We start from the raw sequence: 23,697 nt of genomic DNA, 5'->3' as shown, positions 1-23,697 counted from the left end.
GCAACCGACGGTTATGTTTTGCGTCGTCACAAGCAAGTTTGAAGTTGCCGCTTTCAGGCCATGTATGTGTCAGAACGTAACAGTCGTGATAATAATGCAACTAATGTTGCGCCGTAGTCTCACCTTCGGCGTGCGGCGGAGTATTCGGCAAGGCCGATGCCTGCAACGATAAAAAGCGCCGCGACGAATTGATAAGGCGCCATACGCTCTCCCAGAATGGCGACGGACATGAGGGCGCCGAAGACAGGGACGAGGTTGATGAACAGGCTGGCCCGGTTGGCTCCGACCGCCTCCACGCCGCTGACGTAGAACATCTGTGCCAGGATCGAGGCGAAAAGCGTCGTATAGGCGACGATCGTCCATCCGGCCCCATCCAGCCGCGCGACATCGGATACCAGGCTGCCTATGCCGCCGCCGAACAGAAGCTGCAGGATGAGGGACGAGACCGCGGCGAACAGGCTGGTGACCAGAAGGAAGCTCTGCCATCCGATGCGCGGCCGATAGCGCAGGCACAGCGAATGCGCCGCATAGCACAGGCACCCGAGTACCATCATGACGTCGCCGATGTTGAGATGAAGCTGGAGCAGGCGCTGAGGAGCGCCCTCGGACGCGACATGCAGAACGCCGTAGATCGCCAGGGCGGCGCCCAGCAGATGGAGGGCGGAGCTGCCGACACGGAAGAGCGAGAAACTGCCGATCATCACGAAGACGGGGATGACCGCCTGGATCATCGCGACGTTGATGCCGGACGTGTAGAGCGTGGCGCTGTACAGCAGCGCATTGAAACTGGTGAAGCCGATGATGCCGTAGAAGGCAAGCCAGCCCATGCCGGCGCGAATGTGCGGCCAGTCCCGCCGCAGGCCCGGCAGCGCGAAGGGCAGAATGGCCAGCGCTGCCAGGGCCCACCGCATGGTGGAAAGCGACAGCGGCCCCAGCGTACCGGCTGCGAGCTTGCCGGCAATGACGTTGCCGCCCCAGAAGCAGGCGGCCAGCGTCAGGAGGATCAGCGGCGCGATCTGGAGGCGCCGCCGGGCGGCGCGCGGCCGCGCGACATCGTCTTTTGACATTCCATACCTCCCTCGCCGCTCTAGGTTGAGGTCACCAACTTGTCAAACTGGAGTGAGCGAGAGCTGATGTCGGAAAGCAGAGCCGTGGTCGACGAGACCGGATTTCCCGATGCCGGCGACCCGCCTCGGCGCGGGCGCTGGAAACTGATCGGCCCGGGCATCGTGGCGGCCGCAACCGGCGTGGGCGCCGGCGACCTGGTCGCCACCCTGATCGCCGGTTCGCGTTTTGGATATGCCTTGATGTGGGCGGCTGTCGTCGGCTGCATCGTCAAGATCGCCCTGGCGGAGGGATCGGCGCGCTACCATCTGGCGACAGGGTCCACCATCCTCGATGGGTGGCGGTCTCTTGGCCGATGGACGAGTTGGTATTTCGGCATCTACATCATGATCTGGGGCTTCGTTTACGGCGCGACGGCCATGAGTGCGAGCGCGCTGCCGCTGGCCGCGCTGTTCCCGTTCCTGCCGCTGTGGGCATGGGCGATGATCACCGGCATCTCCTGCGCGATCTTCGTGGCGCTCAACCGCTACGAGGTCTTCGAAAACATCATGAAGGTCTTTATCGGCGTGATGTTCGTGATCGTCATCGGCATCGCGATCCTGGTGGCGCCGAATGTCGGCGAAGCGTTCATGGGCCTCATCCCCAGCGTTCCGCAGGGCTCAGCCATCTATACGCTGGGCCTGATCGGCGGCGTCGGCGGCACGATCACCATGGCGTCCTACGGGTACTGGGTGAATGCCAAAGGCTGGCGTTCGCCGAAATGGATGGGCGTCATGCGATTGGACAACCGGGTCGCCTACGGCGTCACCGGCCTGTTCGTCATTGCCATGCTTATCATCGGCGCGGAACTTCTGTACACGGCCCAGATCGCGCTGACCGAGGGAGACCGGGGGTTGCTGGATCTCGACGCGGTGCTGGAAGAGCGGTTCGGCGTCTTTGTGTCGAAGCTCTTCCTGGTCGGCTTCTTCGCCACGGCCATCTCCTCCGTTCTCGGGGTGTGGCAGGGCGTGTCGCTGCTGTTCGCCGACTTCTGGCGCAACCTGCGCGGCGGCTCCGGCGAACGCGCCGACCTGCAGACCAGCCCGGCCTTCCGCTTCTATCTGTTCTGGCTGACCATCCCTCCAATGGTGCTTCTGGCCTTCGGCAGGCCATTCCTGCTGGTCATCATCTATGGGGCACTGGGTGCCTTCTTCATGCCGTTCCTTGCGCTGACGCTGATCGTACTCCTGAATTCCAGCCGCATGCCGGCGGAATGGCGCAGCGGGTGGGTCTCGAACGGCTTGCTCGGCCTTTCCGCGGCGCTCTTCATCGTGCTCTGCCTCAACGAAATCTGGCAGCTCGTGGCCGGTTGAGGGCTCAGCGTCAGGCCGCGGCCTCAGCCGCGGTCTGTCGTGCCGCAAGCCGCGCCGCGAGACGCAGCGCGGCTTCCATTGCGCCCGCATCGGCGCTGCCCGTGCCGGCGATATCGAAGGCCGTGCCGTGGGCCGGCGTGGTGAAGACGGTGGAAAGCCCGGCGGTGACCGTCACGCCCTGGTTGAAGCCTTTCAGCTTGGTCGCGATCTGTCCCTGGTCGTGATACATCGCAAGGACGCCATCATATACGCCGCCGAATGCCTTGAGATAGACCGTGTCGGCGGGGAAGGGGCCTTCGCAGGCATAGCCTTCCGCCGCCATGGCCGCGACGGCCGGCGCGATCGTGTCTATTTCCTCGCTGCCGAACAGCCCGTTTTCCCCGGCATGCGGATTGAGTGCCGCAACGGCAAGGCGCGGCTGCTCGATGCCGGCCCGCCGCATCGTATCGACCGCCAGGCGGATGGCGTTGCGGATGGATGTCGCGTCGATCTGGTCGAGCGCCTGCCGCAGGGAGACATGCGACGTAACGCGCGACATCCACCACGGGCCGAGGACATTCATCTCGCTGAAATGGCCGCGATGGCCCAGCAGATGGGCGAACATCCTGTGTTCGTCCGGAAAGCGCCAGCCGCCATCGTAGAGAGCGCGCTTGTTCAGGGGAGCGAAGCTGACCGCGTCGACCGAACCGGCGATGGCGAGGTCGATCGCGGCCTTCAGCGTATCGCCGGTCGCCTTGCCGGAGTTGGCATCCGCGACCCCGACGGGGAAGTGCGACGGATCGGTGTTTGCAAGATCGATCGTCGGGATGGCCTCACCGCTCCAGTCCGCTTGAGCCGGGTGGAGGCATGGCTGCATCCTGAAGGGTTTTCCCGCACGGCGCTGGCCCTCCTCGAAAACCCTTGCATCTCCGATCAGCAACAGGCGGGCGTCCTCGGCGACCCTTCGCTCCGCGACGATCGTGGCGACGAGCTCCGGCCCGATCCCGGTACAGTCGCCGGCCGTAAGCGCGATGATCGGTCGATGCGGCATAAAATCCTCCCATAACTGTCTATTATCAACTGTTGACAATTTTGGACAGCAAAGCAAGATGGTGTCGGCGACAAATCCGGAGGACAGCAATGTCTCAACAAGCGGAATCGGCGGTCCATCCGTCCGGCAGCCTGCTGCCGGGCTTCGACCACCGAAGGCTGCGTACGACGGGAGCGGACATCAACTATGCCATCGGCGGAGGTGGGCCCCCGCTGCTGCTGTTGCACGGCAATCCACTGACGCATGTCAGCTGGCACAAGGTCGCGCCTTCGCTTGCGGAACGGTTCACCGTCGTCCTCCCGGATCTGCGCGGGTACGGAGACAGCTCCAAGCCCGATGGAGGCGAAGACCATTCCGCCTACAGTTTTCGCGCCATGGCGCAGGACAATATCGAGGTGATGCGCAGTCTGGGGTTCGATCGCTTCCAGGTTGCGGGCCACGACCGCGGCGCCCGCGTTGCGTTCCGGATGGCGCTCGACGCACCCGAGGCGGTGAGCAGGCTGGCTGCACTGGACATCGTGCCCACCTATGAGCTTCTGTCCGATGTGACGCTGGGGTGGGGCCTGGAGAGTTATCACTGGTTCTTCATGGCCCAGAAGGCGCCGTTTCCAGAGCGGCTCATCGGAGCGGATCTCGATTATTACATCGACTATAAGCTCAACAAGAAAGGCGTCGGTCTTTCGATCTTCGATCCGCAAGCCTTCGCCGAGTACAAGCGATGCACGACGCATGAGCAGATCCACGCCGTATGCGAGGACTATCGCGCAACGGTGACGGTCGACCATCGGACGGATGCGGCGGACAGGGCCGCCGGCCGCAAGATCGACTGCCCCGTCCTGGTGCTCTGGGGCAGCAACAGCCATGTCGGCCGGCATCTGAAGCCGCTGGAAAGCTGGAGCCGCTGGGCGGACGATCTGCGGGGCCACGCCATCGAGACGGGTCATTACCCGGCCGAGCAAAGGCCGGATCTCGTGCTTGCCGCTTTCGCAGACTTCTTCGATCCGGCTGCCTGAACGATGGCCGGTGCGATTTCCGCGGGCGAGGCCAAGCGCCGGGTGCATGGCGCCGACGAAATCGCGTTTCTGGATATTCGCGATGCCGTGCCCTTTGCCTCCGGCCATCCCCTCCTGGCGGCTCCCTGTCCTGTCGGCCGGTTCGATGCGGACCTGCGATGGCTGGCGCCCCGGCGCAACTGCCCCGTCCTGCTTGTCGATGGAGGCGATGGCACGGCGGCCGAAGCTGCCGACCGGATGGCGGCATTCGGATATTGTGACGTCTCGTGGATCGAGGGCGGCGTACAGGCATGGGCCGACGCCGGCTACACGCTCTACGAGGGCGTGAACGTGCCGAGCAAGACGCTGGGCGAACTTCTGTACGCCGAATGGCGGGTGCCTCGCATAGGGGCGGATACACTTGCGGACTGGCAATCTGAAAGCAGGGCGTTTCATCTGTTCGATGGTCGCCCCGCCGACGATTTCAGCCGCACGACGATACCGGGCGCATGCAACGCACCGAATGGCGAGCTGGTCCATCGGGCGGCGGAATTTCTCTCGGACGAGGCGCCGGTCGTCGTCTGCTGCGCTGGGCGGACCCGGGGCATCGTCGGGGCCGCCAGCGTGGCGCTGGCAGGGTTCCGGCAGCCGGTTTACGCGCTGGAGAACGGTACGAGGGGGTGGCTCCTGTCGGGCCGTTCCCTCACACGCGGCGCAACCGCACAGGCTCTCCCGCCGCTCGGTGCCGAGGGCGTGCGGGCCAGCCGCGCCAGGGCGCAGGATCTGATCCGCCGCAGAGGCTTGTCCTGCATCGAAACCGGTGATGTTTCGGCAATGCAGGCGGACTCCGGCCGGACGACCTTCGTGATCGATGTCCGCTCGCGCGAGGAGTTCGAGGCCGGCAGCGGTGCCGATTGGGTCCATGCGCCCCTCGTCCAACTGGTGCAGGCGACCGACCGGTTTATCGGCGTCCGGCGGGCGCGGCTTGTGCTGGTGGACGATACGGGCCTGCGTGCGGCGGTGGCGGCCGTGTTCCTGTCGGCGATGAATTTCGAAGTGCATGTGCTGATCGGGGCCGAGATGTCGGCCACGCCGAGGCCGCTGGACGACCGGGCCGTTCCGCCACCTCTTCCGCAGGATGACAGCCTGGATGCGGCAAGGCGGTATCTTGCATGGGAAACGGGGCTGGTCGGCCGGCTGGATGCGGAGGAAAGGGCCGAGTTCCGCATCGGCCCCTCGCCATTCTGACGATCAGGCGGCTGCCGCTCCGGCTTCCTTTCCGATGGCCCTGACGATGCCGTTCAGCATGTCCTGCGTTCCGCCCGTGCCGTTGATGTCGCGTGTGCGGGTGGAAGGCTCGGATAGCGCGACCGCAATCGCCGATTGCAACCGGCGTGCGGCCTCCACGGCCTCGCCGATGCCGCGATCGTGCCCCAGCCATTCCACCATCATCCGCGCGGATTCGATCATGGCAAACGGGTTCGCGATGCCCTTGCCGGCAATATCCGGGGCCGAGCCATGGGTGGCCTGCGCCATGGCGATGGCACCTTCTCCGATGCACAGGCCGGGCGCCATTCCCAGGCCGCCGACCAGCCCCGCCGCCTCGTCGGTCAGTATATCGCCGAACATGTTGGTGGTGACGATCGTATCGAAGCTTTGCGGATCGCGGATGAGCCGAAGGGCCATCGTATCCACGATCACCTCGTCCATCCGCACATCCGGAAACTCGGCGGCGACGCGGTGGCACTCTTCCACGAACATGCCGCAGCCCAGCTTGAAGACCGTGTTCTTGTGGACGACCGTCAGATGCTTGCGGGGGCGCTGCCGCGCGATCTGGAAGGCGGCGCGGGCAACGCGGGCAGAGCCCTGGCGCGTTATCACGCGGACGGAGATCGTGGTGTCTTCCGTCGGCCGGAATTCGCCGGAGCCGGCAACCACGTTGCGGTCCGGCTGGAAGCCCTCGTTGTTCTCGCGCACGATCACGAGGTCGATATCGTCGCGCAGCGCACCGAGGCCGGGAAAAGCCCGCGTCGGCCTGACATTGGCGAAAAGGTTGAAGTGCTTTCGCATGATCGGATGCGGATTGATGGCGCCGTCGACCTTGGGGTAGGCCTGATGCCCGATCGGGCCGAGGATGAATCCGTCGAGCCTGGCGAGTTCCTCCAGCGTGTCTTGCGGCAGCGTGGTGCCGAGCGTGTCCAGCGCGCGCCGGCCGATCGGGAAGGGCCGCCAATCGATCGCCAGGCCGCTGGCGCGCGCGGCGGCTTTCACCGCCGCCACCGCGGCCGGCACGATCTCGTGGCCGATGTCGTCGCCTTCGAGGATGCCGATCTTCAATTGCGTCATGAGACTGCCTCCTCAGTGGGCGCTGTCGCGCGCGATGGACCCTGCATCCGCGCTCGAGCCGATCTGCCAGGCCGATTGCAGCAGCCTGTCGGCCTTGTCGGCGCCGACCACCAGAGCGGCCTGCCTGTCGAATTTCTCCGAGATCGCGGCGTCGGACAAAGGCCGCTCGATGCTGCCTATGGCGTGGGGCACATCCAGCTCGACCGTCCGGCCATCGGCCAGGGCGATGCGGATGAAGACGGCGTCCTCGGGCATCGCCGGATCGGCGACGGCCTCCACCTTGTCGCGCAGGGCGATGACTTCCGGATCCGCCACGATGGCGTCGGTGAAGGCTGTCGGGGATCCGTCGCCGTGCAGCAGCGCCACCGCCGCCGCGTGATAGACGCTGAATTTTCCTTCCAGCCCGGTGCGCGGTGTCTTCTTGCCGGTCAGCTCGAGCACGAGCGGATGAGTGCGCAGATGAACCGAGGCGATGTCGCCGCCGTCCTGCGCCAGCCGCTCGCGCAGTTGCTGGCAACCGTCGATCGTCGGATGGATGACGATGCCGCAGGCAAAGGGCTTGTAGGAGTTCAGCGCGGCTTCCCACCGCTCGCCGAGGCCGCCGAGGATCTCGTCGTAATCCTGCTTCGTGGACAGGACATTGGCAAAGCCGCGCGGCGCCTCGATGCCGCGTTCCGAGGAATCGAAGTCGGCGGCCGCCAGAAAGGCAGCCATCGCGCCGTTCTGCGCCGCACGCCCCGGATGGAAGCTCTTGGTCATCGTGCCGAACATCTCGCGCAGGCCCGATGCCTGTGTCGCAGCCAGGCTCAAAGCCCATGTCATCTGCCGCTCCGACAGACCGAGGAGCCGGCCCGTCGCCGCTGCCGCGCCGAAGACGCCGGCCGTGCCGGTGATATGCCAGCCCCTGTCGTAATGATCGGGGTAGACACTGTTGCCTATACGGCATTCCACCTCGATGCCGGCGATCAGCGCGGTCAGGAAGTCCCGTCCGCTGACGCCGCGCCCTTCCGCCACCGCAAGGATGGCCGAGGCGACAGGGCCGGCCGGATGAATGATCGTCTTCAGGTGGGTATCGTCATAGTCCAGCACATGCGAGGAGATGCCGTTGACGAGCGCCGCGTGGAGCGCGTCGAGCCGGTCGCTTCGCCCGATAATTTGGGCGCTCGCCTGACCGGAGAACGGTCTGACGGCCGCAAGCGCCCTGTCGACCGTTTCATGCGAAGCGCCCCCGAGCGCACAGCCGAACCAGTTCACGAATGTCCGCACGCCTTCCTGGCGTACCGTATCGGGAATGGCATCGGCATCGAGCCCGACGATCCAGCGCGCGAGCTGGCGGGTAACGTCTGTCTGTTCCATGATGTTTCCGAGATTTTGGGCGCGGCGGGAGGGGCGCGTCCGATGCCGCGCCCCATGCGGCGGATCAGACCGTTATCAGCAGCCTGGTGATGGGATCGACGCTCGGCAGCGTCTCCAGATCGCGGACGAGCCCGACGATCTCGTCTGCCTTCTGCCGGCTCATCCCGGCAAAGCCCGCATTCTCCCGGAACTTGTCCGCAACCTCGTCGTAGCTCATCGGAAATGCCGGCGAACCCTTGCCGAAATCCGCGCGGCCGGAGATGCGTCGGCCGTCCTTCAGGTCGATGTCGATGATCGTCGTCATGAGATGGTAGCCGGCGGCCTCCGCCTCGTCGTCGACGACGAAATCGACCTTCTCGATCATGGCCTTGACGTCCTCGCGGGCGACGACCTCGTCGGTAAATTCCGCAAGCCCGGCGCGCCCCTCCAGAAGCAGGATCGCCATGCAGAACTCCATCGAGAACTTCGCCTGAAGCTCATCTGTGGGCCGATGGTGGATCAGCGCGTTCGGCATGTTGGAATTGGTGCCGACGCGAACGTGCACCACATCTTCGGCGCGAATGCCGTTTTCCCGGATGAGGCGCAGCATCTCCGTCATGCCTGGATGGGTCAGCGAGCCCGATGGATGCGGCTTGATCGATACGCCCGGGTCTACGAAGGTCCACGGCTTGCCGAGGCGCCCCTCGATGGCCGCCGGGTCGTAGCCGCCGCCTGCCGCCGAGAAGAAGCCGCGCGGCGCTTCCAGGATCTTCGATGTCGCCGTCCATCCATAGGCCGCGAACTGCGCCGCCGCGACGCCGCTTTCCGAGGCCTTGCCGGCATGGAAGGGCTTGGTCATCGTGCCGAAGTTCTCGCGGAGCCCGGCCGACTGGCTGCCCGCGATGGACAGGGCGCGCTGCGTCGTTTCCACGTCGAAGCCTGAAAGCCGCGATGCCGCCGCCGCCGCCGCGAAGGTGCCGCAGGTCGCCGTTGCGTGGAAACCGGTCTGGTAGTGCCGGGGGTTGATCGCCTCGGCGATCTTGCACTCCACCTCGACGCCCAGATGATAGGCCAGCATGAAATCCGCGCCGGATGCACCTGTTGCTTCGGCCATGGCCAGCGCCGCCGGAAGCGCCGGCGCCGTCGGATGGGTCAGGAGGCCGTAGACCCTGTCCTTGGCGACAGCGAGCTGGGTATCGTCATAGTCGTCCGCATGGATGCCGACGCCGTTGGCGAAAGCCGCGAAGCGGGGCGCGACCTTGCGTCCCGCCCCGATGACCGTGGCCTGCCCTTCGCCGAGCGACAGGTCGTCCAGGTGGCGGCGGACCAGGGCACCGGAGCGCGCCACGGAGCCGGAAAGCGCCAGGCCGAAACCGTCCAGGATGGATTTCTTGCCAATGGCGACGAGCTCCTCCGAAAGGGTCGAGCCGTCGGTGCGCACAACGAACTCCGCGACTTCCGCGGTCAGGCCGGTCTTAACGGGGGCCATCTGATTCATGTTCACTCCCTGATTCTCTGTCGTTGATCGACATTCTGATGAAAACTGTAAATTGTCAACAAACGACGATAAAGTTTGACACTGGCGGGCGCCCCGTCGGTGGCTAGCGCGGTTCCTTGGCCTGCCGCGTCCGGGTGATGCCGTTGATGATGTGGCCTCGGGCGGCGTTCAGCGCGCGCGCCGGATCGCGGGTGGCGAGGGCCTCCACGATGGCCTTGTGCTCTTCGTTCGAGACCTGGAGCACATCGGTGCTGGATAAGGCGCGATAGCGTTGGATATGCAATTCCCGAACGAAGCTCTGGTAGATGAGGGCCAGCCGCTTGTTGCCGCCGAGCTCGGTGATGCGGCGGTGAAATTCCAGGTTGATCGGGTAGTAGATGTGCACGTCGTTGAGGGACGCCACCTCGTCCATCCGGTCCGTCAGCACCCGCAACGATGCGATCTCGTCGTCGGTGATGCGTTCCGCCGCCATCATGGCGAGGCAGCCGAATACGCTGGCGCGCGCCTCGGACAGGTCCTGCGCCTCGTCATTGGTGAGGGCCCTGATGAAGAAGCCGCGATTGGGGATGATCTCGATCAGGCCCATGGCCGCCAGCGCGCTGCATGCTTCGCGGATGGGGCCCCGGCTGACGCCGAGGCGCTGCGAGAGGCCATTTTCGTTGACGCGCTCATTGGGCTTCAGTTCGCCATCGATGATCATCCGCTCGATTTCCGCCTGCACGACATTCGCAAGGGAGCGCGTGCGCAGGAAATCGATGGCGGAAAGATTGGTATCGGTGAGCTTGGACATCAGGAAACCATGAACGGTTGCGGGTCGATGGAGCGGCGTCCGGATGGACGCCGCTCCCTGCCTGACTAAGTCAGTCTTGGCAATACTAGTGCATGTTGCGGCGGCCGCGTCAGCCCCGCGCGTTCATCTGGGAGCCACCCAGCACCGGAACCTTGTTCGCCACGTATACCACACTGAACGAGGCGACCAGCAGGATGATGCCAAGGACACAGATCGCACCCAGATCGCCGCTTTCGTTGAGATCGTAGATGATGACGGAGACGAGCTTGGTGTTGGCCGTCGTCAGCAGGATCGTTGCCGACAGTTCACGGATCGTGCCGACGAACACGAAGCACCATGCCGCGACGACACTGGTGCGGAGCAGGGGCGCTGTTATGTCCCATAGGGTCTTCAGCCGCGACGCCCCCATGATGCGCCCTGCCTCCTCCAATTCGGGATGGACACCGGCAAATGCCGATGACATCTGCTGGTAGCCCGCTGGAAGCTCGATCGTCATGAAGGCGATGAGCAGGATCCAGAGCGTTCCGTAGAGCTGGAACGTCGGGTTGGCGTAGGACAGGAACAATCCGACGCCCAGCACGATCCCGGGAATGGCGATCGGCGCCGTCGCCAGTACCCCGAGATACTGGGCCCCGGGCATGGAGCGCCGCGATACGAGGTAGGAAACCAGCAGCGCGATGCCCGTGACGATCGTCGCCGTGACGACCCCCAGGAAAAACGTGTTGCGCAACGCGAGCTGCGTCGCCGAAAATTCGAAGAGCACGAAGTTCCAGTGCCGGAGCGTCAGGTTTTCTAAAGTAAGGGAATCTCCGACGGTATTGGTGAAAGCCGTCTTCACGATTGCCGCATAGGGCAGGAAGATGGTCAGCGACAGGACGGTAAGCGCGAAGGTGACGGCGAGCCATTTCCATTTGCCGAGCTTGGTTATGCGCGGCGTGCCGCTTTTGCCGCCAAGGACCGTATAGCCCCGCCGCCCCAGAATGGAGCGCTGCGCCCGCAGCAGCATGACGGTGATGATGAGCAGTGGAATGGCAGCCGCCGCTGCCAGCCCCGGCTTGGGCGGAAACTGGAACAGGCTCCAGATCTTGGTCGTGATGACGTGGAAGCCGGCGGGGAGGGCGATGATGGCAGGCGAACCGAACATGGTCAGGGCCTGCAGGATGGCGATCAGCGTGCCGGCCAGCATGGCGGGCAGCACCATCGGTATGGTGACTTTGCGCAGCGTGGTCATGGCGCGGCCGCCCAGGATGGACGAGGCGTCCTCCAGGTCGGAGGGGACCTTGTCGAGCGCGTTGGACACCAGCGTGAAGACATAGGGAAAGGTGAAGCACGCGATGGCGAAGACGAGCCCGGTGAAGGTGTAGATGTTCACCAGATGGGCCGAGCGATCGAGGCCGAACAGGTTGCGATAGGCGACGTTGACGAGGCCCGAATTCGGAGCGGCGATGATTTCGTAGGCCACCGCGCCAAGGAAGGGCGGCGTCACGAAGGATGCCGTCACCAGAATGCGAATGAGCCGCCGCCCGGGAAGATCCGTCCTCGCCACAAGCCAGGCCATGGGCGTTGCCACGGCACAGCATGCCACGCCCACCGCCAGGGACATGCCCAAGGCGAGGCCATAGGCTTTCGTCAGCGTCGGATCGGTTATCAGCGCGGCGAAGTTGGACAGGGTGAAGCCGCCGCCCCTGTCGGAGCGGAAGCTGTAATAGAGAAGCCAGAACAGCGGCAGCAGGACGAGGACGCTGAGAAGTCCGGCCAGCAGCCCGAAGACGGCCCATGAAAGGTCGACGCGCTTGCGCCGACCTTGCATTTCCTGCGCGATCACGGCGGTCATCGATGCGCCCTCACGTGCCGAAATACTGTTCGTAATTGCCCTTGATCGTATCGATCTGCTCTTCGAGCTTCAGCGGATCGATCTGCAGCACCTTGATATCGGAAAGGGGCGTCCTGCCCGCCTTCTCGACGACCTCCGGGTGGAAGGAGCGCAGGCCACCGGAATCGCTGTTCAGCTGCTGCGCTTCCTTGGAGAACAGGAAGGCGTAGAACAACTTGGCGGCATCCGCGTTGGGCGCGTTCTTCAGGACGGCCGCGTTGCCGACCGCCAGGGGCGTACCTTCTTCGGGATAGACGATCTCGATCGGGACGCCTTCATCCTTCAGGCGGAAGATATTGTACTCGTTGCCGTCGATCTCGATGGATCGCTCGCCCTGCGCCAGCTTCTTGGGCGGTTCCGTCGAGGACTGCACCTGCATGACGTCCTGGGAGCCGAGCTTCTCGAAGAATTCCCAGCCGAGCAATTCGCTGAGGGCGAAGGTGGCCGTCATGACGGTGCCGGAATAGCCGGGATGGGCCTTGACCATCTTGCCCTTGTATTTCGGGTCCAGAAGGTCGGTCCATGTCTTTGGCGCGTCGGCGGCATCGACGAGATCGGAGCGGTAGGCGAGCACCGAGAGATGGGCGCGGTAAGCCGCGAAATTGCCGTCCGGGTCTTTTTCCTCTTCGGGCCAAAGGTCGGCCACGGACTTGGGGACCATCGGCTCGAGCCAGCCTTCCCGCTTGAAATACTCGAAATGGACTGAGTCCGATGTTTCGATCACGTCGGCATTGTAGATGCCGCTCATATATTCCTGGCCGATCCGCTGGAAGACGCGCTCGGAACCCGCGCGCTCAACCTGGACCTGGATCTCCGGATAGGACTTGCGGAAAAGCTGGGCCAGCTGCTCGGCAACCGCGACATCCGTCGCCGTATAGAAGACGACCTTGCCATCGGCCTTGGCCGCTTCGACCAGTTCGGGTGTGATCTCATAGGGCTCCGGCGCCTGCGCCAGCGCGGATGCGCCGCCCAGGGCAAAGGCCATCAGAGTGGCGGACAGATGCTTCAACCACATTTTGTCTTTCCTCCCTTATTTTCTTTTGTTTTCAGCGCGCCAGCGCGCGGCAGTGCTGCGGCGGAAATTCCAGCCAGACCTCCTGGCCGACCGGTATCTCCACATCCACCGGCGCCACGGCGCGGATCGTCTCCTGGTTGGGCAGCGAGACCAGATAGTCCCGGTGCGAGCCAAGGTAGATCTGCCGCTGCACGATGCCGTTGGCGGTATTGGTTTGCGTATCCGCCGGCTTGCGCGGCGACAGGTTGATGTTGTGGTGCCGGATGGAGACCGCTGTCTTGCCATTGGCCGCCCGCTCGCCGCTGCCGCAGCGCAACACGATGCCGGTATCGCCGATCACGCTGTCGCCCGGCCCACGATCGCCCCGAAGGATGTTCGTGCCGCCGATGAAGTTGGCCACGAATTCGGTTTCCGGCCGCTCATAGATGTCCTCCGGCGACCCGGCCTGCTCGATGCGACCATCGTTCATGACGACGATCATGTCCGCCGTCGTCATGGCTTCGGCCTGGTCATGCGTGACGTAGACGGTGGTGTAGCGGAACTCGTCATGCAGGCGGCGGATCTCGAAGCGCATCTCCTCGCGAAGATTGGCGTCCAGGTTGGACAGCGGCTCATCCAGAAGCAGGATCTGCGGCTTGATCACCAACGCCCGGGCCAGGGATACGCGCTGCTGCTGTCCGCCGGACAACTCGCCCGGATATCGATCGGCCAGCGGCGTCAGCTTCGTGGCGTTGAGAATTTCGTGGACGCGGGCCTTCACCTCGTCGCCCTTCATCCTGCGCAGCTTGAGGCCATAGGCAACGTTGTTGAAGACCGTCATATGAGGCCAGAGCGCGTAGCTCTGGAAGATCATCGACATATTCCTGTCTTCCGGCGCGACAGTGGACGCGCCCGAGGATATGACGCGCCCGCCCACCCGAATTGCGCCGCCCGACGCCGGCACGAACCCTGCGATCAACCGCAGGGTCGTCGTCTTGCCGCAGCCGGACGGACCCAGAAGGCACACCAGCTTGCCCCGTTCGACGGCCAGGTCGATGCCGCGCACCGCCTGGAAGTCCCCATAATTCTTGATAAGCCTGTCAAGTTCGAGGAATGCCAATTTCTTGCCTCCCGTGATGCGATCGCTTCTTCCGGCGTTGCATGACAGGGACGTTAGGACTCGCACTGAAAACTGTCAACAGATTACTATTTGCGGGCCGTGGTGCGGTGCACCGCAGGTGGCGGTATATCAGGGCATCAACGCGCCCCCATTCACATGAAGCGTCTGGCCGGTGATGAAGCGGGCCTCCGGACCGGCCAGCATATGGACGGCCGCGGCCACTTCCGACGCGGTTCCAAGGCGCCGCAACGGGTTGCGCCTTTCCGCGTGATGGGCAGGCTCCGGCCCCTGGCGCTGCGTGTGTATCAGGCCGGGCGAAACGCAATTGACCGTAATCCCGTCGTTGCCGACCTCATGGGCGAGCGCCTTGACGAGGCCAGATACGCCGGCCTTGGCCGCCACGACGTGGGGGCGGCCCTTGGCGCCGCTCTGGCCCGTCATGCCGCCGATGGCGATAAAGGACGGATGGGTGCCCTGCCGCAGGTGAGGAAGCGCCGCCTGAGCCAGCAGAAACACGCTGTCCAGCGCAAGCGCCATGACCCGGCGCCATTCTTCGAAGCGCAATGTCTCGAAACTCGCTTCGGGCCTGATCGCCGCATTGGCGACGACGACATCCAACCGGCCGGACGACTGGACCGCCTCGTGCACGAGCCTGGCAGGAGTCTCAGGGTCGGCCAGGTCGCCGATGGCGACTGCCGCCTTGCCTCCGGCCTGCTCGACGAGATCGGCCGTCTCCTTTGCGGCCGTCTCGTCCTGCCCGGCATGGACGAGTACGAAAGCGCCGTCGCGTGCGAAGGCAAGCGCAATCTCCCGCCCGATATTGCGGGACGCGCCGGTGACCAGAACAGACCGCTGTATTGCATTCGACATCGTCAGACTCCAGTTTCGTCGATGATTCACATGAATTGAAAACTGTCGACAATTCAAGGGACTTAGAGGCGCGACAGGCCGAGTTTGCGCACGAGCGGCAGTATCGCAGCGCAGGCTGCCCGGCGATGCGACGCCGCCGCTTCCCGCGCCGCAGCGGCGTCGCCACCCCGCAGCGCGTCGACGATCGCGCGGTGCTGCCCGGCGGAGTCAACCGGCAAGGGGCGGAGTTTCAGGGTGAACATGCGCGCGCGATGCAACTGGTCCTCGATCGTGCCGGCCATTCTTCGCAGCCGGGTATTGCCGCAGCCAACGACAAGGGTTTCGTGGAACTCTTCGTCGGCGGCCGCCCAGCCCGTCAGGTCGTCGTCCTGCAACGCCGCTTCCATTCGATCGGTCAGGGCCGCCAGCTTGTCGGCCGTTGCCCGCCGGGTTTCCACCGGCTGCCCGGCGAGACGCTCGGCCGCCGCGCCCTCCAGCGCCACCACGATCTCGTAGGCATCGGCAAGTTCGGCGGGGGACAGGCCACAGATCAGGATGCCGCGCTTGGGCTGTATCCGCACGAGACCTTCTTCCTGAAGGCGCGCCATTGCCTGATGGACCGGAGTGCGGCTCATGCCGAGCTGGCGGGCGATCTCCACTTCGCCGGCATGATATCCGGGTTCGAAGCGGTTGGATCGGATCGCCTCCTTGATCGCCGTATAGGCGGCATTCGCAAGGCCGGCGCCCGGCGTGTCTTCCGACGTCTTCCCCAGGCGATACGAGAGCGGCGACGCAGAACCGGACTTTGGGGGACGGGGCATTGTGTTCCATCGGTTGTGCAGCGCCGTGACGCTCCGGGATCCGAAGGCAGGATCAAAGCGGATCGATACCGGATTGACAACGGCGGGCAATCCCTATCAACATAAATTCAAACATGCATGCAAGTATGCATAGAAGCCGGACAACCGGCTCCGGGTCGGGAGGATCATGGATGAAGGCGATAATGGCAGGCTCTGCTTTGGCGGCGCTGGTACTGGCGGGACCGGCATGGGCATTTCCCGACAAACCCATCACGATCATCGTGCCGGCGGCCGCGGGAGGGCCGAGCGACACGGTGGCGCGGCTTGTCGCCCAATCGATGGGAGAAACGCTCGGCCAGCAGGTGCTGGTGGAGAACCTCGGTGGAGCAGGCGGCTCCCTGGGGGCGGGGCAGGCCGCGCGGGCCGCTCCGGACGGGTACACGCTGCTGCTGTACCATGTCGGGGTCGCGACATTCTCGGCGCTCTATCCGCAACTGCCATACGAACCGACGAGCGACTTTTCGTCCATTGGCCTTATTACCGAGGTGCCTATGGCGATCGTCGGGCGAAAGGACCTGCCCGCCGCCGATATCGCAGGCCTGATCGAGGCTCTTCGGGGCGGAGAGGCGTTGAGCTTCGGGACGGCGGGCGTGGGGGCCGTGTCCGATCTGTGCGGCATGTTGCTTTCGGATGCGCTGGGGGCCGAGATGGTCGTCGTTCCCTACAAGGGGACCGGCCCGGCCATGACGGATCTTATGGGAGGCCAGATCGACCTCATGTGCGACCAGACCACCAACACGGCGAACCAGATCGAAAGCGGCGAGGTAAAGCCCTATGCGGTGACGACGCGTACGCGCATCGACCGGTTTCCCGACCTGCCGACCGTTGCGGAAAGCGGCGTCGACGGTTTCGAGATCACCGCCTGGCATGCGCTGTGGGCGCCGGCCGGAACGCCGGACGATATCCGCCATCGGCTGGCGGAGGCGCTGCGCACCGCGCTTCATGACGCCACCGTAAAGGAGCGCTTCGCGGCTCTGGGCACCGTACCCGTAGCCGACGAGGCGGCCACGCCGGAAGCGCTGGATACGCATTTCAGATCAGAGGTCGAGCGGTGGACACGGCTGATCGGCTCTTTGGAAACGCCGGCCCAGTAAAGGGCCAGGGACGAGGGATGAACAAGTTGAATACGTACAAGATCGCAGCGATCCCGGCGGATGGGATCGGCCCGGAAGTCATCGCGGCCGGATTGCAGGCTCTGGAATCCCTGGAGCGGCGCGAGGGCACGTTCAGGCTCGACGTCACGCAGTTCGATTGGGGCTCGGCCTATTACAAGGCCAATGGCCGCATGATGCCGGATGACGGCATCGACACGCTGAAAGCCTATGATGCGATCTTCTTCGGCGCCGTCGGAGCGCCGGACGTGCCGGACCATATCACCCTGTGGGGCCTGCGGCTGCCGATCTGCCAGGGCTTCGACCAATATGCCAATGTGCGGCCGACGCGGATTCTGCCCGGCATCGTGTCTCCGCTGGCCGGCGTCGGCCCCGGCGACCTCGACTGGGTGATCGTGCGGGAAAATTCCGAGGGCGAGTATTCCGGCCATGGCGGGCGCGCCCATAAGGGCCTTCCGGAGGAAGTGGGAACGGAAGTCGCCATCTTCACCCGGGTCGGGGTGACGCGCATCATGCGATACGCGTTCCGCCTGGCCCGGTCCCGGCCGAGGAAGTTTCTGACAGTCGTCACCAAATCCAATGCGCAGCGCCACGGCATGGTGATGTGGGACGAGATCGCCGCGGAAGTGGCGGCCGAATTTCCCGACGTGACCTGGGACAAGATGCTGGTGGATGCGATGACGGTCCGCATGACGCTCAATCCACGAAGCCTGGATACGATCGTCGCCACCAACCTGCATGCCGACATCCTGTCCGACCTCGCCGGCGCCCTGGCCGGCAGCCTCGGCGTTGCGCCGACTGCCAACATCGATCCGGAGCGGCGCTATCCCTCGATGTTCGAGCCGATCCACGGTTCGGCATTCGATATAACGGGCAAGGGGATCGCCAACCCGGTTGCGACATTCTGGACGGCGGCGCAGATGCTGGAGCATCTAGGCGAAGGCAGGGCCGCGACCCGCCTGATGCAGGCGGTGGAGACGGTAACGGGCGACGGAGTCATGACCCCGGACATCGGCGGCAGCGCCACGACGCAGGAGGTGACGGACGCGGTCTGCGAAGCGATCCGCGCCTCCAATATCTGAGGGCGGACGAAGCACCAGGCGGGAAGGCCCGTTTCATAGCGGAAAGTTATATGGCGGCGCGCAATTGTCTATTCGTGCCGCCCTTCGCCCTTTGATACCACTCGCCGCAACGAACACACGAGCCTTTCGCGGGGAGACGGCATGAAGACGGTGGGAAGCGAGCAGTTTACGGACATCCGCGAGGCCGTGCGCGCCCTGTGCGCGGAGTTTCCGGCCGAGTACCACCGCAAGATCGACGAGGAGCGCGGCTATCCCGAAGCCTTCGTCGATGCGTTGACCAGAGCCGGCTGGATGGCGGCGCTGATCCCCGAGGAATACGGCGGCTCGGGCCTCGGCCTGACGGAAGCCTCCGTCATCATGGAGGAGATCAACCGCGCCGGCGGCAATTCCGGTGCGTGCCATGGCCAGATGTACAACATGAATACGCTGGTGCGGCACGGCTCGGACGAACAGAAGCAGAAATACCTGCCGCGCATCGCCGCCGGCGAGCTGCGCCTCCAGTCCATGGGCGTGACGGAGCCGACCACAGGCACCGACACGACGAAGATCAAGACGACGGCCGTCCGCAAGGGCGACCGCTACGTCATCAATGGCCAGAAGGTCTGGATTTCCCGTATCCAGCATTCCGACTTGATGATCCTCCTGGCGCGGACGACGCCGCTCGATCAGGTCAGGAAGAAGTCCGAAGGCATGTCGATCTTCATCGTCGACCTGAAGGACGCCATCGGCAACGGCATGAGCGTTCAGCCGATCCTGAACATGGTGAACCACGAGACGAACGAACTGTTCTTCGACAATCTGGAAATCCCGGCGGAAAACCTGATCGGAGAGGAGGGGCAGGGTTTCAAGTATATCCTCACCGGCCTCAACGCCGAGCGCGCGCTGATCGCGGCCGAATGCATCGGCGACGGCTACTGGTTCATCGACAAGGTGACGGCCTACACGAAGGAACGGGTCGTTTTCGGCCGGCCGATCGGGCAGAACCAGGGCGTGCAGTTTCCCATCGCCGAAAGCTTCATCGAGGTCGAGGCCGCCAACCTCATGCGCTTCGAGGCCTGCCGCCTCTATGACGAGAACCGGCCCTGCGGCACCGAGGCCAACATGGCCAAGTATCTGGCGGCCAAGGCATCGTGGGAGGCCGCGAACGCCTGTCTTCAGTTCCATGGCGGCTTCGGTTTCGCGGCCGAATACGACATCGAGCGCAAGTTCCGCGAAACGCGTCTCTATCAGGTCGCGCCTATCTCGACCAACCTGATCCTCTCCTATGTGGCGGAGCATGTCCTGGGCCTGCCGAGGTCGTTCTGATGACGCGCCTGCAGCTTGCCGCGCCGCTTTTCGTGCCGGGCAATCGCCCGGAGCGGTTCGAGAAGGCAGCCGCATCCGGTGCCGACGCCATCATCATCGACCTTGAGGATGCCGTCGCCGCCGACGACAAGGAGGCAGCCCGCGCTGCGCTGCGCGCCGGGTTCGGAAGCGTGCCCATCATCGTGCGGGTGAACGCACCCGGCACGCAGTGGCACGCCGCCGACATGGCGGCGGTTGCCGGGCTGGATATTGCGGCGGTGATGGTGCCGAAGGCCGAGATGGGACGCGGGTTTGCCGCCGCGTTGGGCGACAAGCCGGTGATCGCGCTGGTGGAAACCGCGCGCGGGCTGGCCGACGCGCGAGCCCTGGCCGCCCTGGACAGCGTCGTCCTGCTGGCGTTCGGCTCCATCGATTTCTGCGCCGATCTCGGATGCGCCCATACGCGTGAGGCGCTGTCGGCCGCGCGATGCGAGATCGTGCTGGCCTCGCGCCTGGCCGGTATCGCAGCGCCGCTGGACGGGGTGACGACCGCCATCGACGATGCCTCAGCCATCGAGAGCGATGCCCGCCACGCGCGAGAACTCGGTTTTGGTGGCAAGCTGCTGATCCACCCGCGTCAGGTGGCGCCCGCTCTTGCCGGCCTGATGCCGGATGCGGCCGAGATCGCGTGGGCCCGCCGTGTCGTCGCTGCCGCCGATGGCGCGTCCAAGGTCGATGGAGCGATGGTCGACGCGCCCGTGCGCCTGCGTGCCGAGGCGCTTCTCAGCCGCGCGCGGCGGTCGGTGTAGCGACGGAAAGGACGAGGCCCGACAGGGTCAGCGCGGCTGTCAGTCCGACGACGGCGGGCCAGCCGCCCGCTTGCCAGAACCACCCGCCGAGCCAGCCAATGATGCTGGCGCCCAGATAGTAGAACAACAGGTAAAGCGATGCCGCGTGGCCCCGGTTGCGCCCGGCCAACGGCCCCACGCTGCTGCTCGTGACCGAGTGGTTGATGAAGAAGCCGACGGTCACCAGCACGATGCCGAGGATGATGACCGGCAGGGCGGCCGACAGCGTCAGCCCGACCCCGGCGAGCATGATCGCGAAGCCGGCCACCAGCATGGTGCGGCGGCCGAACCGGCCTACCAGCCGCCCCGCCAATGTCGAGGACACGCAGCCGATGGCGAAGGCCAGGAAAATGAAGCTGATCTGTGTCTGGTCGAAGCCGAACGGTGCGCCTGCCAGCCGGAATGTAGCGTAGTTGAACAGTGTGACGAATACGCCTGTCAGGATGGCGCCGGTGGCGTAGGGACGCCACAGGTTGCGGTTGCGCAGGTGGTCGCCCCAGGCGCGAAGGTGAAATTGCAGGGACAGGCCGGGCTGTGGAACGAAGTTTCGGGACCGCGGCAGCAGCATCAGGAAACCGATGGCCGAGAGAATGCACAGGATTCCCAGCGTTGCCAGCGCCACGCGCCAGGAGGTGATTTCCGTCATCAGCCCCATGCCGACACGACCGATCATCGCGCCGAAGGCGGTGCCGGCGACGTAGAGGCCCATGGTCCGTCCCAGATGGGACGGGTGTATTTCTTCCGCCAGCCAGGCCATGGCCACGGCCGGCACACCGCCAAGCACGATCCCTTCCAGCGCGCGTGCCGCCAGAAAGCCGTTCCAGCCGGGTGCGAAGGCCGCGGCCAGATTGAGCGCGGCGGCAAGCAGCATGGATGCGAACATCAATTCGCGCCGTCCGACGGCCTGCGACAGGGCGCCTGCGGCCATGATCGAAAAGGCGAGCAGCCCGGTGGTCAGCGACAAGGCGAGGGAGCTCCGCGCGGCCCCGATGCCGAAATCCTCGGCGAAGGAAGGCAGCAGGGGCTGGACGCAATAGATGAGCGAAAAGCTTGCAAAACCCGCGAGGAAAAGGGCCATTCCGGCGCGGCGATGCTCCACCGTGCCGGACCGGATCCAGCCTTCGCCCGGCTGGCCCTGCGGCATGGCCTGGACGGAAACTACGGAAGACGCAGTGAGCTGTGACATCGAAACCTCTGTCACCGGTATATCCCGATGGCCTCCATGCGGCTAATATATGGAAAGGGTTTTTGCGATATACGGAATATATGGGATGGAACTGCGCCACATCCGTTACTTCCTGGCGGTGGCACAGGAAGGCAACTTCACCCGCGCCGCCGAGCGGCTCGGCATCGGGCAGCCGCCGCTGAGCATGCAGATCAAGGACCTGGAGCGGGAAATAGGCGCCGCCCTGTTCTATCGTCGTCCGCACGGGGCCGAACTGACGGAGGCGGGACGGGCATTTCTGGATGGCGTGGGCGGCATGCCGGACCGAGCCCACGAGGCCGCCAAGGCGGCCCGCAGGGCCGCGCGCGGAGAAGGCGGAAGGCTTGCCATCGGCATGACCTCCACCGCCGCGCTGAATCCGATCGTGCCCGACGGTATCCGGTGCTTCGGCCAGCTCTACCCGGATGTGGCATTGCGGATCGAAGAGGCTAATTCGCTGGAACTGGTCCGCCATATCGATGAAGGGCGACTGGATATCGCGCTGGTGCGGCCGGCCGGGCTGGACCGCCCGACTTTGACCCTCCGCACCGTGATCGACGAGCGGCTGATGGCCGCGCTTCCGGAAGGGCACCCGCTGGCTTCAGGGAGTACGCTGAGGCTGATCGACCTGCGGAACGATCCCTTGATCCTGACCCCGCGCGAGGTGGGGCGGGGCTTGCGAGACGTTACGCTGGATCTGTGCCGCGAAGCCGGCTTCGAGCCGCGCATCGGACGCGAAGCGCCGCATATCGCCTCGATCCTGTCGCTCGTTTCCGCGGCGCTTGGCATATCCCTGATGCCGGAATCCATGAGATGCATCGGCCTTGCCGGCGTGGTCTACCGGCCGCTTTCCGACGCCCATGCCGGGATACCGCTGGCGGTGGCCTATGCGGCCCAGCGAACGCCGCCCACGGCCCTGAATTTCTGGAAGCTCCTGCGCCGTTAGTGCCGGCCGGGATCAGCCGTGGATCAGGCGGGCGCGCCAGTGGCCCGATGCGACGAGTTCGGCAAGGGTTTCCCGGCACAGGGCCTCGATGGCGGCGGCCGCCTTGGCGGTCGGCCGGTCGAAGGGCTGCACCAGATGCACGTTGCGCGACAAAGCGGGCTGGCCGGCCTGCCACGACAGAAAGCGCCCGGCCTCGACCTCCCGGGCGATGGCGTTGAAGGGCAGGATCGAATATCCCACCCGCTGCGCAACCAGTTCCTTGATCGCTCCATAGGAGTCGACGTCGATGACGGTGGCGATCTCCAGCCCGGCGCGCTCCATTTCCGCATCCACGAGCGTGCGCAGCCCATGGCCGATACCCGGCAGGACCAGAGGCATCCGGCCGATTTCATCGAGGGTCGCCGTGCCGCCCTGTGGCGGCGGACAGCCTGCCACGCCTTCCGCCGGGCCGAACAGACAGAGCTCTTCGGAAATCAGCGCGACGGAGCGCAGGCCGTGCCTGTCGACGGGGATATAGAGAAGCCCGAGGTCGACCCGCCCTTCGGCCAGCCACTCCAGCACGAAGCCGCTCATCGCCTCTGCCACCGTCAGATGGATGCGGGGATAGGCCTGACGCGTCTTCAGGATCAGCGGCACCGACAGCAATTCGCCGATCGTGCCGGGAAGGCCGAGGCGCACTTCGCCGGCCGGTTCGTTGTCGGATTCCGATATCTGGCGCTTCATGTCCTCGAAATCGGCCACCAGACGCCTTGCCCGCTCCAGGAGCAGTTCGCCCGCCGCCGTCGGCACGACGCCCTGTGGCGTGCGCAGCAGCAGCTCGGTGCCGAGATCGGCTTCCATGTTGCGCACATGCAGGGACAGCGCAGGCTGGGCAACGCGCAGCGAAATGGCGGCGCGCGAGAAGGATTTGGCTTCGACGATGCCGATGAAATAACGAAGCTGCCTTAGATCCAAATGAAGCGATCCCGGTTGCGATGGTGCTGGATTGGCTGCTTTCCTATGTCAACCGGACCCGCCAAGTCGAGGGGGCAGCGCGAAACGTGCTGGCGGCCATCGTGAAGCTGTATTGGAGCGCGTGAATGGCGGCGGCGATTGTGCCGCTCAAATGGCTTGATGT

General features: G+C 64.9%; 21 protein-coding genes. 8 read left to right on the top strand and 13 right to left on the bottom strand.

What is annotated here, in order from left to right; translation table 11 throughout:
• Positions 1 to 119: 119 nt before the first annotated feature.
• The gene (locus tag IGS74_RS16405) at positions 120 to 1,067 is read right to left on the bottom strand and encodes a DMT family transporter (RefSeq protein ID WP_192387530.1); all 948 of its coding nucleotides are present in this window, start codon (positions 1,065 to 1,067) and stop codon (positions 120 to 122) included.
• A 66-nt stretch (positions 1,068 to 1,133) separates the two neighbouring features.
• Here IGS74_RS16405 and IGS74_RS16400 point away from each other — a divergent pair, with 66 nt between their 5' ends.
• Positions 1,134 to 2,417 (top strand): Nramp family divalent metal transporter, encoded by a 1,284-nt coding sequence (locus tag IGS74_RS16400; protein ID WP_192387528.1) that lies wholly within the window; start codon positions 1,134 to 1,136, stop codon positions 2,415 to 2,417.
• Positions 2,418 to 2,427: 10 nt separating this feature from the next.
• Here the strand turns inward: IGS74_RS16400 and IGS74_RS16395 are convergent, their stop codons facing one another.
• Positions 2,428 to 3,447 carry a 4-hydroxythreonine-4-phosphate dehydrogenase PdxA gene (locus IGS74_RS16395; protein ID WP_192387526.1) on the bottom strand — a complete coding sequence of 340 codons (1,020 nt, stop codon included), beginning with the start codon at positions 3,445 to 3,447 and terminating at the stop codon, positions 2,428 to 2,430.
• A gap of 89 nt (positions 3,448 to 3,536) precedes the next feature.
• Between IGS74_RS16395 and IGS74_RS16390 the strand changes: the two genes are divergently transcribed.
• Together IGS74_RS16390 and IGS74_RS16385 are read left to right on the top strand one after the other, a co-directional pair.
• Entirely contained in the window at positions 3,537 to 4,460 is a 924-nt protein-coding gene (locus IGS74_RS16390) for an alpha/beta hydrolase (RefSeq protein WP_192387524.1), read from the top strand.
• A gap of 3 nt (positions 4,461 to 4,463) precedes the next feature.
• Positions 4,464 to 5,687, top strand: coding sequence for a rhodanese-like domain-containing protein (locus tag IGS74_RS16385; protein ID WP_192387522.1), 1,224 nt, complete (start codon positions 4,464 to 4,466; stop codon positions 5,685 to 5,687).
• 3 nt (positions 5,688 to 5,690) lie between these two features.
• On the opposite strand, the gene IGS74_RS16380 is transcribed toward IGS74_RS16385, so the two are convergent.
• From IGS74_RS16380 to IGS74_RS16340, 9 genes are all read right to left on the bottom strand, one after another.
• Positions 5,691 to 6,785, bottom strand: a complete 1,095-nt coding sequence (locus tag IGS74_RS16380) for an isocitrate/isopropylmalate family dehydrogenase (protein ID WP_192387520.1) — start codon at positions 6,783 to 6,785, stop codon at positions 5,691 to 5,693.
• 12 nt (positions 6,786 to 6,797) lie between these two features.
• Positions 6,798 to 8,141 (bottom strand): MmgE/PrpD family protein, encoded by a 1,344-nt coding sequence (locus tag IGS74_RS16375; protein ID WP_192387518.1) that lies wholly within the window; start codon positions 8,139 to 8,141, stop codon positions 6,798 to 6,800.
• A gap of 64 nt (positions 8,142 to 8,205) precedes the next feature.
• Positions 8,206 to 9,618, bottom strand: coding sequence for an MmgE/PrpD family protein (locus IGS74_RS16370; RefSeq protein ID WP_192387516.1), 1,413 nt, complete (start codon positions 9,616 to 9,618; stop codon positions 8,206 to 8,208).
• A 103-nt stretch (positions 9,619 to 9,721) separates the two neighbouring features.
• On the bottom strand, positions 9,722 to 10,408 hold the full coding sequence (locus IGS74_RS16365; protein ID WP_192387514.1) for an FCD domain-containing protein: 687 nt from the start codon (positions 10,406 to 10,408) through the stop codon (positions 9,722 to 9,724).
• Positions 10,409 to 10,517: 109 nt separating this feature from the next.
• Entirely contained in the window at positions 10,518 to 12,242 is a 1,725-nt protein-coding gene (locus tag IGS74_RS16360; RefSeq protein WP_192387512.1) for an iron ABC transporter permease, read from the bottom strand.
• Between the two features lie 10 nt (positions 12,243 to 12,252).
• On the bottom strand, positions 12,253 to 13,296 hold the full coding sequence (locus IGS74_RS16355) for an extracellular solute-binding protein (protein WP_039191927.1): 1,044 nt from the start codon (positions 13,294 to 13,296) through the stop codon (positions 12,253 to 12,255).
• Positions 13,297 to 13,327: 31 nt separating this feature from the next.
• Complete coding sequence (locus IGS74_RS16350) at positions 13,328 to 14,395, bottom strand: ABC transporter ATP-binding protein (RefSeq protein ID WP_192387510.1); 1,068 nt, start codon at positions 14,393 to 14,395, stop codon at positions 13,328 to 13,330.
• 129 nt (positions 14,396 to 14,524) lie between these two features.
• Positions 14,525 to 15,265, bottom strand: coding sequence for an SDR family NAD(P)-dependent oxidoreductase (locus IGS74_RS16345; RefSeq protein ID WP_192387508.1), 741 nt, complete (start codon positions 15,263 to 15,265; stop codon positions 14,525 to 14,527).
• 62 nt (positions 15,266 to 15,327) lie between these two features.
• Entirely contained in the window at positions 15,328 to 16,065 is a 738-nt protein-coding gene (locus IGS74_RS16340) for a GntR family transcriptional regulator (protein ID WP_192387506.1), read from the bottom strand.
• Positions 16,066 to 16,235: 170 nt separating this feature from the next.
• On the opposite strand from IGS74_RS16340, the gene IGS74_RS16335 reads away from it, so the two are divergent.
• The 4 genes from IGS74_RS16335 to IGS74_RS16320 all read left to right on the top strand — a co-directional run bounded on the left by IGS74_RS16335 (position 16,236) and on the right by IGS74_RS16320 (position 20,391).
• Positions 16,236 to 17,198 carry a tripartite tricarboxylate transporter substrate-binding protein gene (locus IGS74_RS16335; RefSeq protein ID WP_192387504.1) on the top strand — a complete coding sequence of 321 codons (963 nt, stop codon included), beginning with the start codon at positions 16,236 to 16,238 and terminating at the stop codon, positions 17,196 to 17,198.
• A gap of 26 nt (positions 17,199 to 17,224) precedes the next feature.
• Positions 17,225 to 18,298 (top strand): tartrate dehydrogenase, encoded by a 1,074-nt coding sequence (locus IGS74_RS16330; RefSeq protein ID WP_192391850.1) that lies wholly within the window; start codon positions 17,225 to 17,227, stop codon positions 18,296 to 18,298.
• Between the two features lie 141 nt (positions 18,299 to 18,439).
• Positions 18,440 to 19,603, top strand: coding sequence for an acyl-CoA dehydrogenase family protein (locus tag IGS74_RS16325; protein ID WP_192387502.1), 1,164 nt, complete (start codon positions 18,440 to 18,442; stop codon positions 19,601 to 19,603).
• On the top strand, positions 19,600 to 20,391 hold the full coding sequence (locus IGS74_RS16320) for a CoA ester lyase (protein ID WP_192391849.1): 792 nt from the start codon (positions 19,600 to 19,602) through the stop codon (positions 20,389 to 20,391). Before IGS74_RS16325 ends, IGS74_RS16320 begins: the two co-directional genes overlap by 4 nt.
• On the opposite strand, the gene IGS74_RS16315 is transcribed toward IGS74_RS16320, so the two are convergent.
• Positions 20,366 to 21,616, bottom strand: coding sequence for an MFS transporter (locus tag IGS74_RS16315; protein WP_192387500.1), 1,251 nt, complete (start codon positions 21,614 to 21,616; stop codon positions 20,366 to 20,368). The genes IGS74_RS16320 and IGS74_RS16315 overlap by 26 nt on opposite strands.
• Before the next feature lie 85 nt (positions 21,617 to 21,701).
• Here IGS74_RS16315 and IGS74_RS16310 point away from each other — a divergent pair, with 85 nt between their 5' ends.
• On the top strand, positions 21,702 to 22,580 hold the full coding sequence (locus IGS74_RS16310) for a LysR family transcriptional regulator (RefSeq protein ID WP_192387498.1): 879 nt from the start codon (positions 21,702 to 21,704) through the stop codon (positions 22,578 to 22,580).
• Between the two features lie 12 nt (positions 22,581 to 22,592).
• Here the strand turns inward: IGS74_RS16310 and IGS74_RS16305 are convergent, their stop codons facing one another.
• Positions 22,593 to 23,534: a LysR substrate-binding domain-containing protein gene (locus IGS74_RS16305; protein WP_192387496.1), complete on the bottom strand. Its 942-nt coding sequence runs from the start codon at positions 23,532 to 23,534 to the stop codon at positions 22,593 to 22,595.
• Positions 23,535 to 23,697 lie beyond the last annotated feature (163 nt).

Origin of the sequence: Aureimonas sp. OT7 (genome assembly GCF_014844055.1) — a bacterium.
GTDB lineage: Bacteria > Pseudomonadota > Alphaproteobacteria > Rhizobiales > Rhizobiaceae > Aureimonas > Aureimonas altamirensis_A.
This window is presented reverse-complemented; position numbering and strand designations above follow the sequence as displayed.

What these genes read in the sequence shown, in the direction of transcription:
- IGS74_RS16355 (WP_039191927.1), bottom strand. Translation starts at nt 13,296, where the DNA reads ATGTGGTTGAAGCATCTGTCCGCCACTCTGATGGCCTTTGCCCTGGGC.
- IGS74_RS16310 (WP_192387498.1), top strand. Translation starts at nt 21,702, where the DNA reads ATGGAACTGCGCCACATCCGTTACTTCCTGGCGGTGGCACAGGAAGGC.
- IGS74_RS16400 (WP_192387528.1), top strand. Translation starts at nt 1,134, where the DNA reads ATGTCGGAAAGCAGAGCCGTGGTCGACGAGACCGGATTTCCCGATGCC.
- IGS74_RS16335 (WP_192387504.1), top strand. Translation starts at nt 16,236, where the DNA reads ATGAAGGCGATAATGGCAGGCTCTGCTTTGGCGGCGCTGGTACTGGCG.
- IGS74_RS16395 (WP_192387526.1), bottom strand. Translation starts at nt 3,447, where the DNA reads ATGCCGCATCGACCGATCATCGCGCTTACGGCCGGCGACTGTACCGGG.
- IGS74_RS16380 (WP_192387520.1), bottom strand. Translation starts at nt 6,785, where the DNA reads ATGACGCAATTGAAGATCGGCATCCTCGAAGGCGACGACATCGGCCAC.
- IGS74_RS16360 (WP_192387512.1), bottom strand. Translation starts at nt 12,242, where the DNA reads ATGACCGCCGTGATCGCGCAGGAAATGCAAGGTCGGCGCAAGCGCGTC.
- IGS74_RS16340 (WP_192387506.1), bottom strand. Translation starts at nt 16,065, where the DNA reads ATGCCCCGTCCCCCAAAGTCCGGTTCTGCGTCGCCGCTCTCGTATCGC.
- IGS74_RS16390 (WP_192387524.1), top strand. Translation starts at nt 3,537, where the DNA reads ATGTCTCAACAAGCGGAATCGGCGGTCCATCCGTCCGGCAGCCTGCTG.
- IGS74_RS16365 (WP_192387514.1), bottom strand. Translation starts at nt 10,408, where the DNA reads ATGTCCAAGCTCACCGATACCAATCTTTCCGCCATCGATTTCCTGCGC.
- IGS74_RS16315 (WP_192387500.1), bottom strand. Translation starts at nt 21,616, where the DNA reads ATGTCACAGCTCACTGCGTCTTCCGTAGTTTCCGTCCAGGCCATGCCG.
- IGS74_RS16370 (WP_192387516.1), bottom strand. Translation starts at nt 9,618, where the DNA reads ATGAATCAGATGGCCCCCGTTAAGACCGGCCTGACCGCGGAAGTCGCG.
- IGS74_RS16375 (WP_192387518.1), bottom strand. Translation starts at nt 8,141, where the DNA reads ATGGAACAGACAGACGTTACCCGCCAGCTCGCGCGCTGGATCGTCGGG.
- IGS74_RS16405 (WP_192387530.1), bottom strand. Translation starts at nt 1,067, where the DNA reads ATGTCAAAAGACGATGTCGCGCGGCCGCGCGCCGCCCGGCGGCGCCTC.
- IGS74_RS16385 (WP_192387522.1), top strand. Translation starts at nt 4,464, where the DNA reads ATGGCCGGTGCGATTTCCGCGGGCGAGGCCAAGCGCCGGGTGCATGGC.
- IGS74_RS16325 (WP_192387502.1), top strand. Translation starts at nt 18,440, where the DNA reads ATGAAGACGGTGGGAAGCGAGCAGTTTACGGACATCCGCGAGGCCGTG.
- IGS74_RS16345 (WP_192387508.1), bottom strand. Translation starts at nt 15,265, where the DNA reads ATGTCGAATGCAATACAGCGGTCTGTTCTGGTCACCGGCGCGTCCCGC.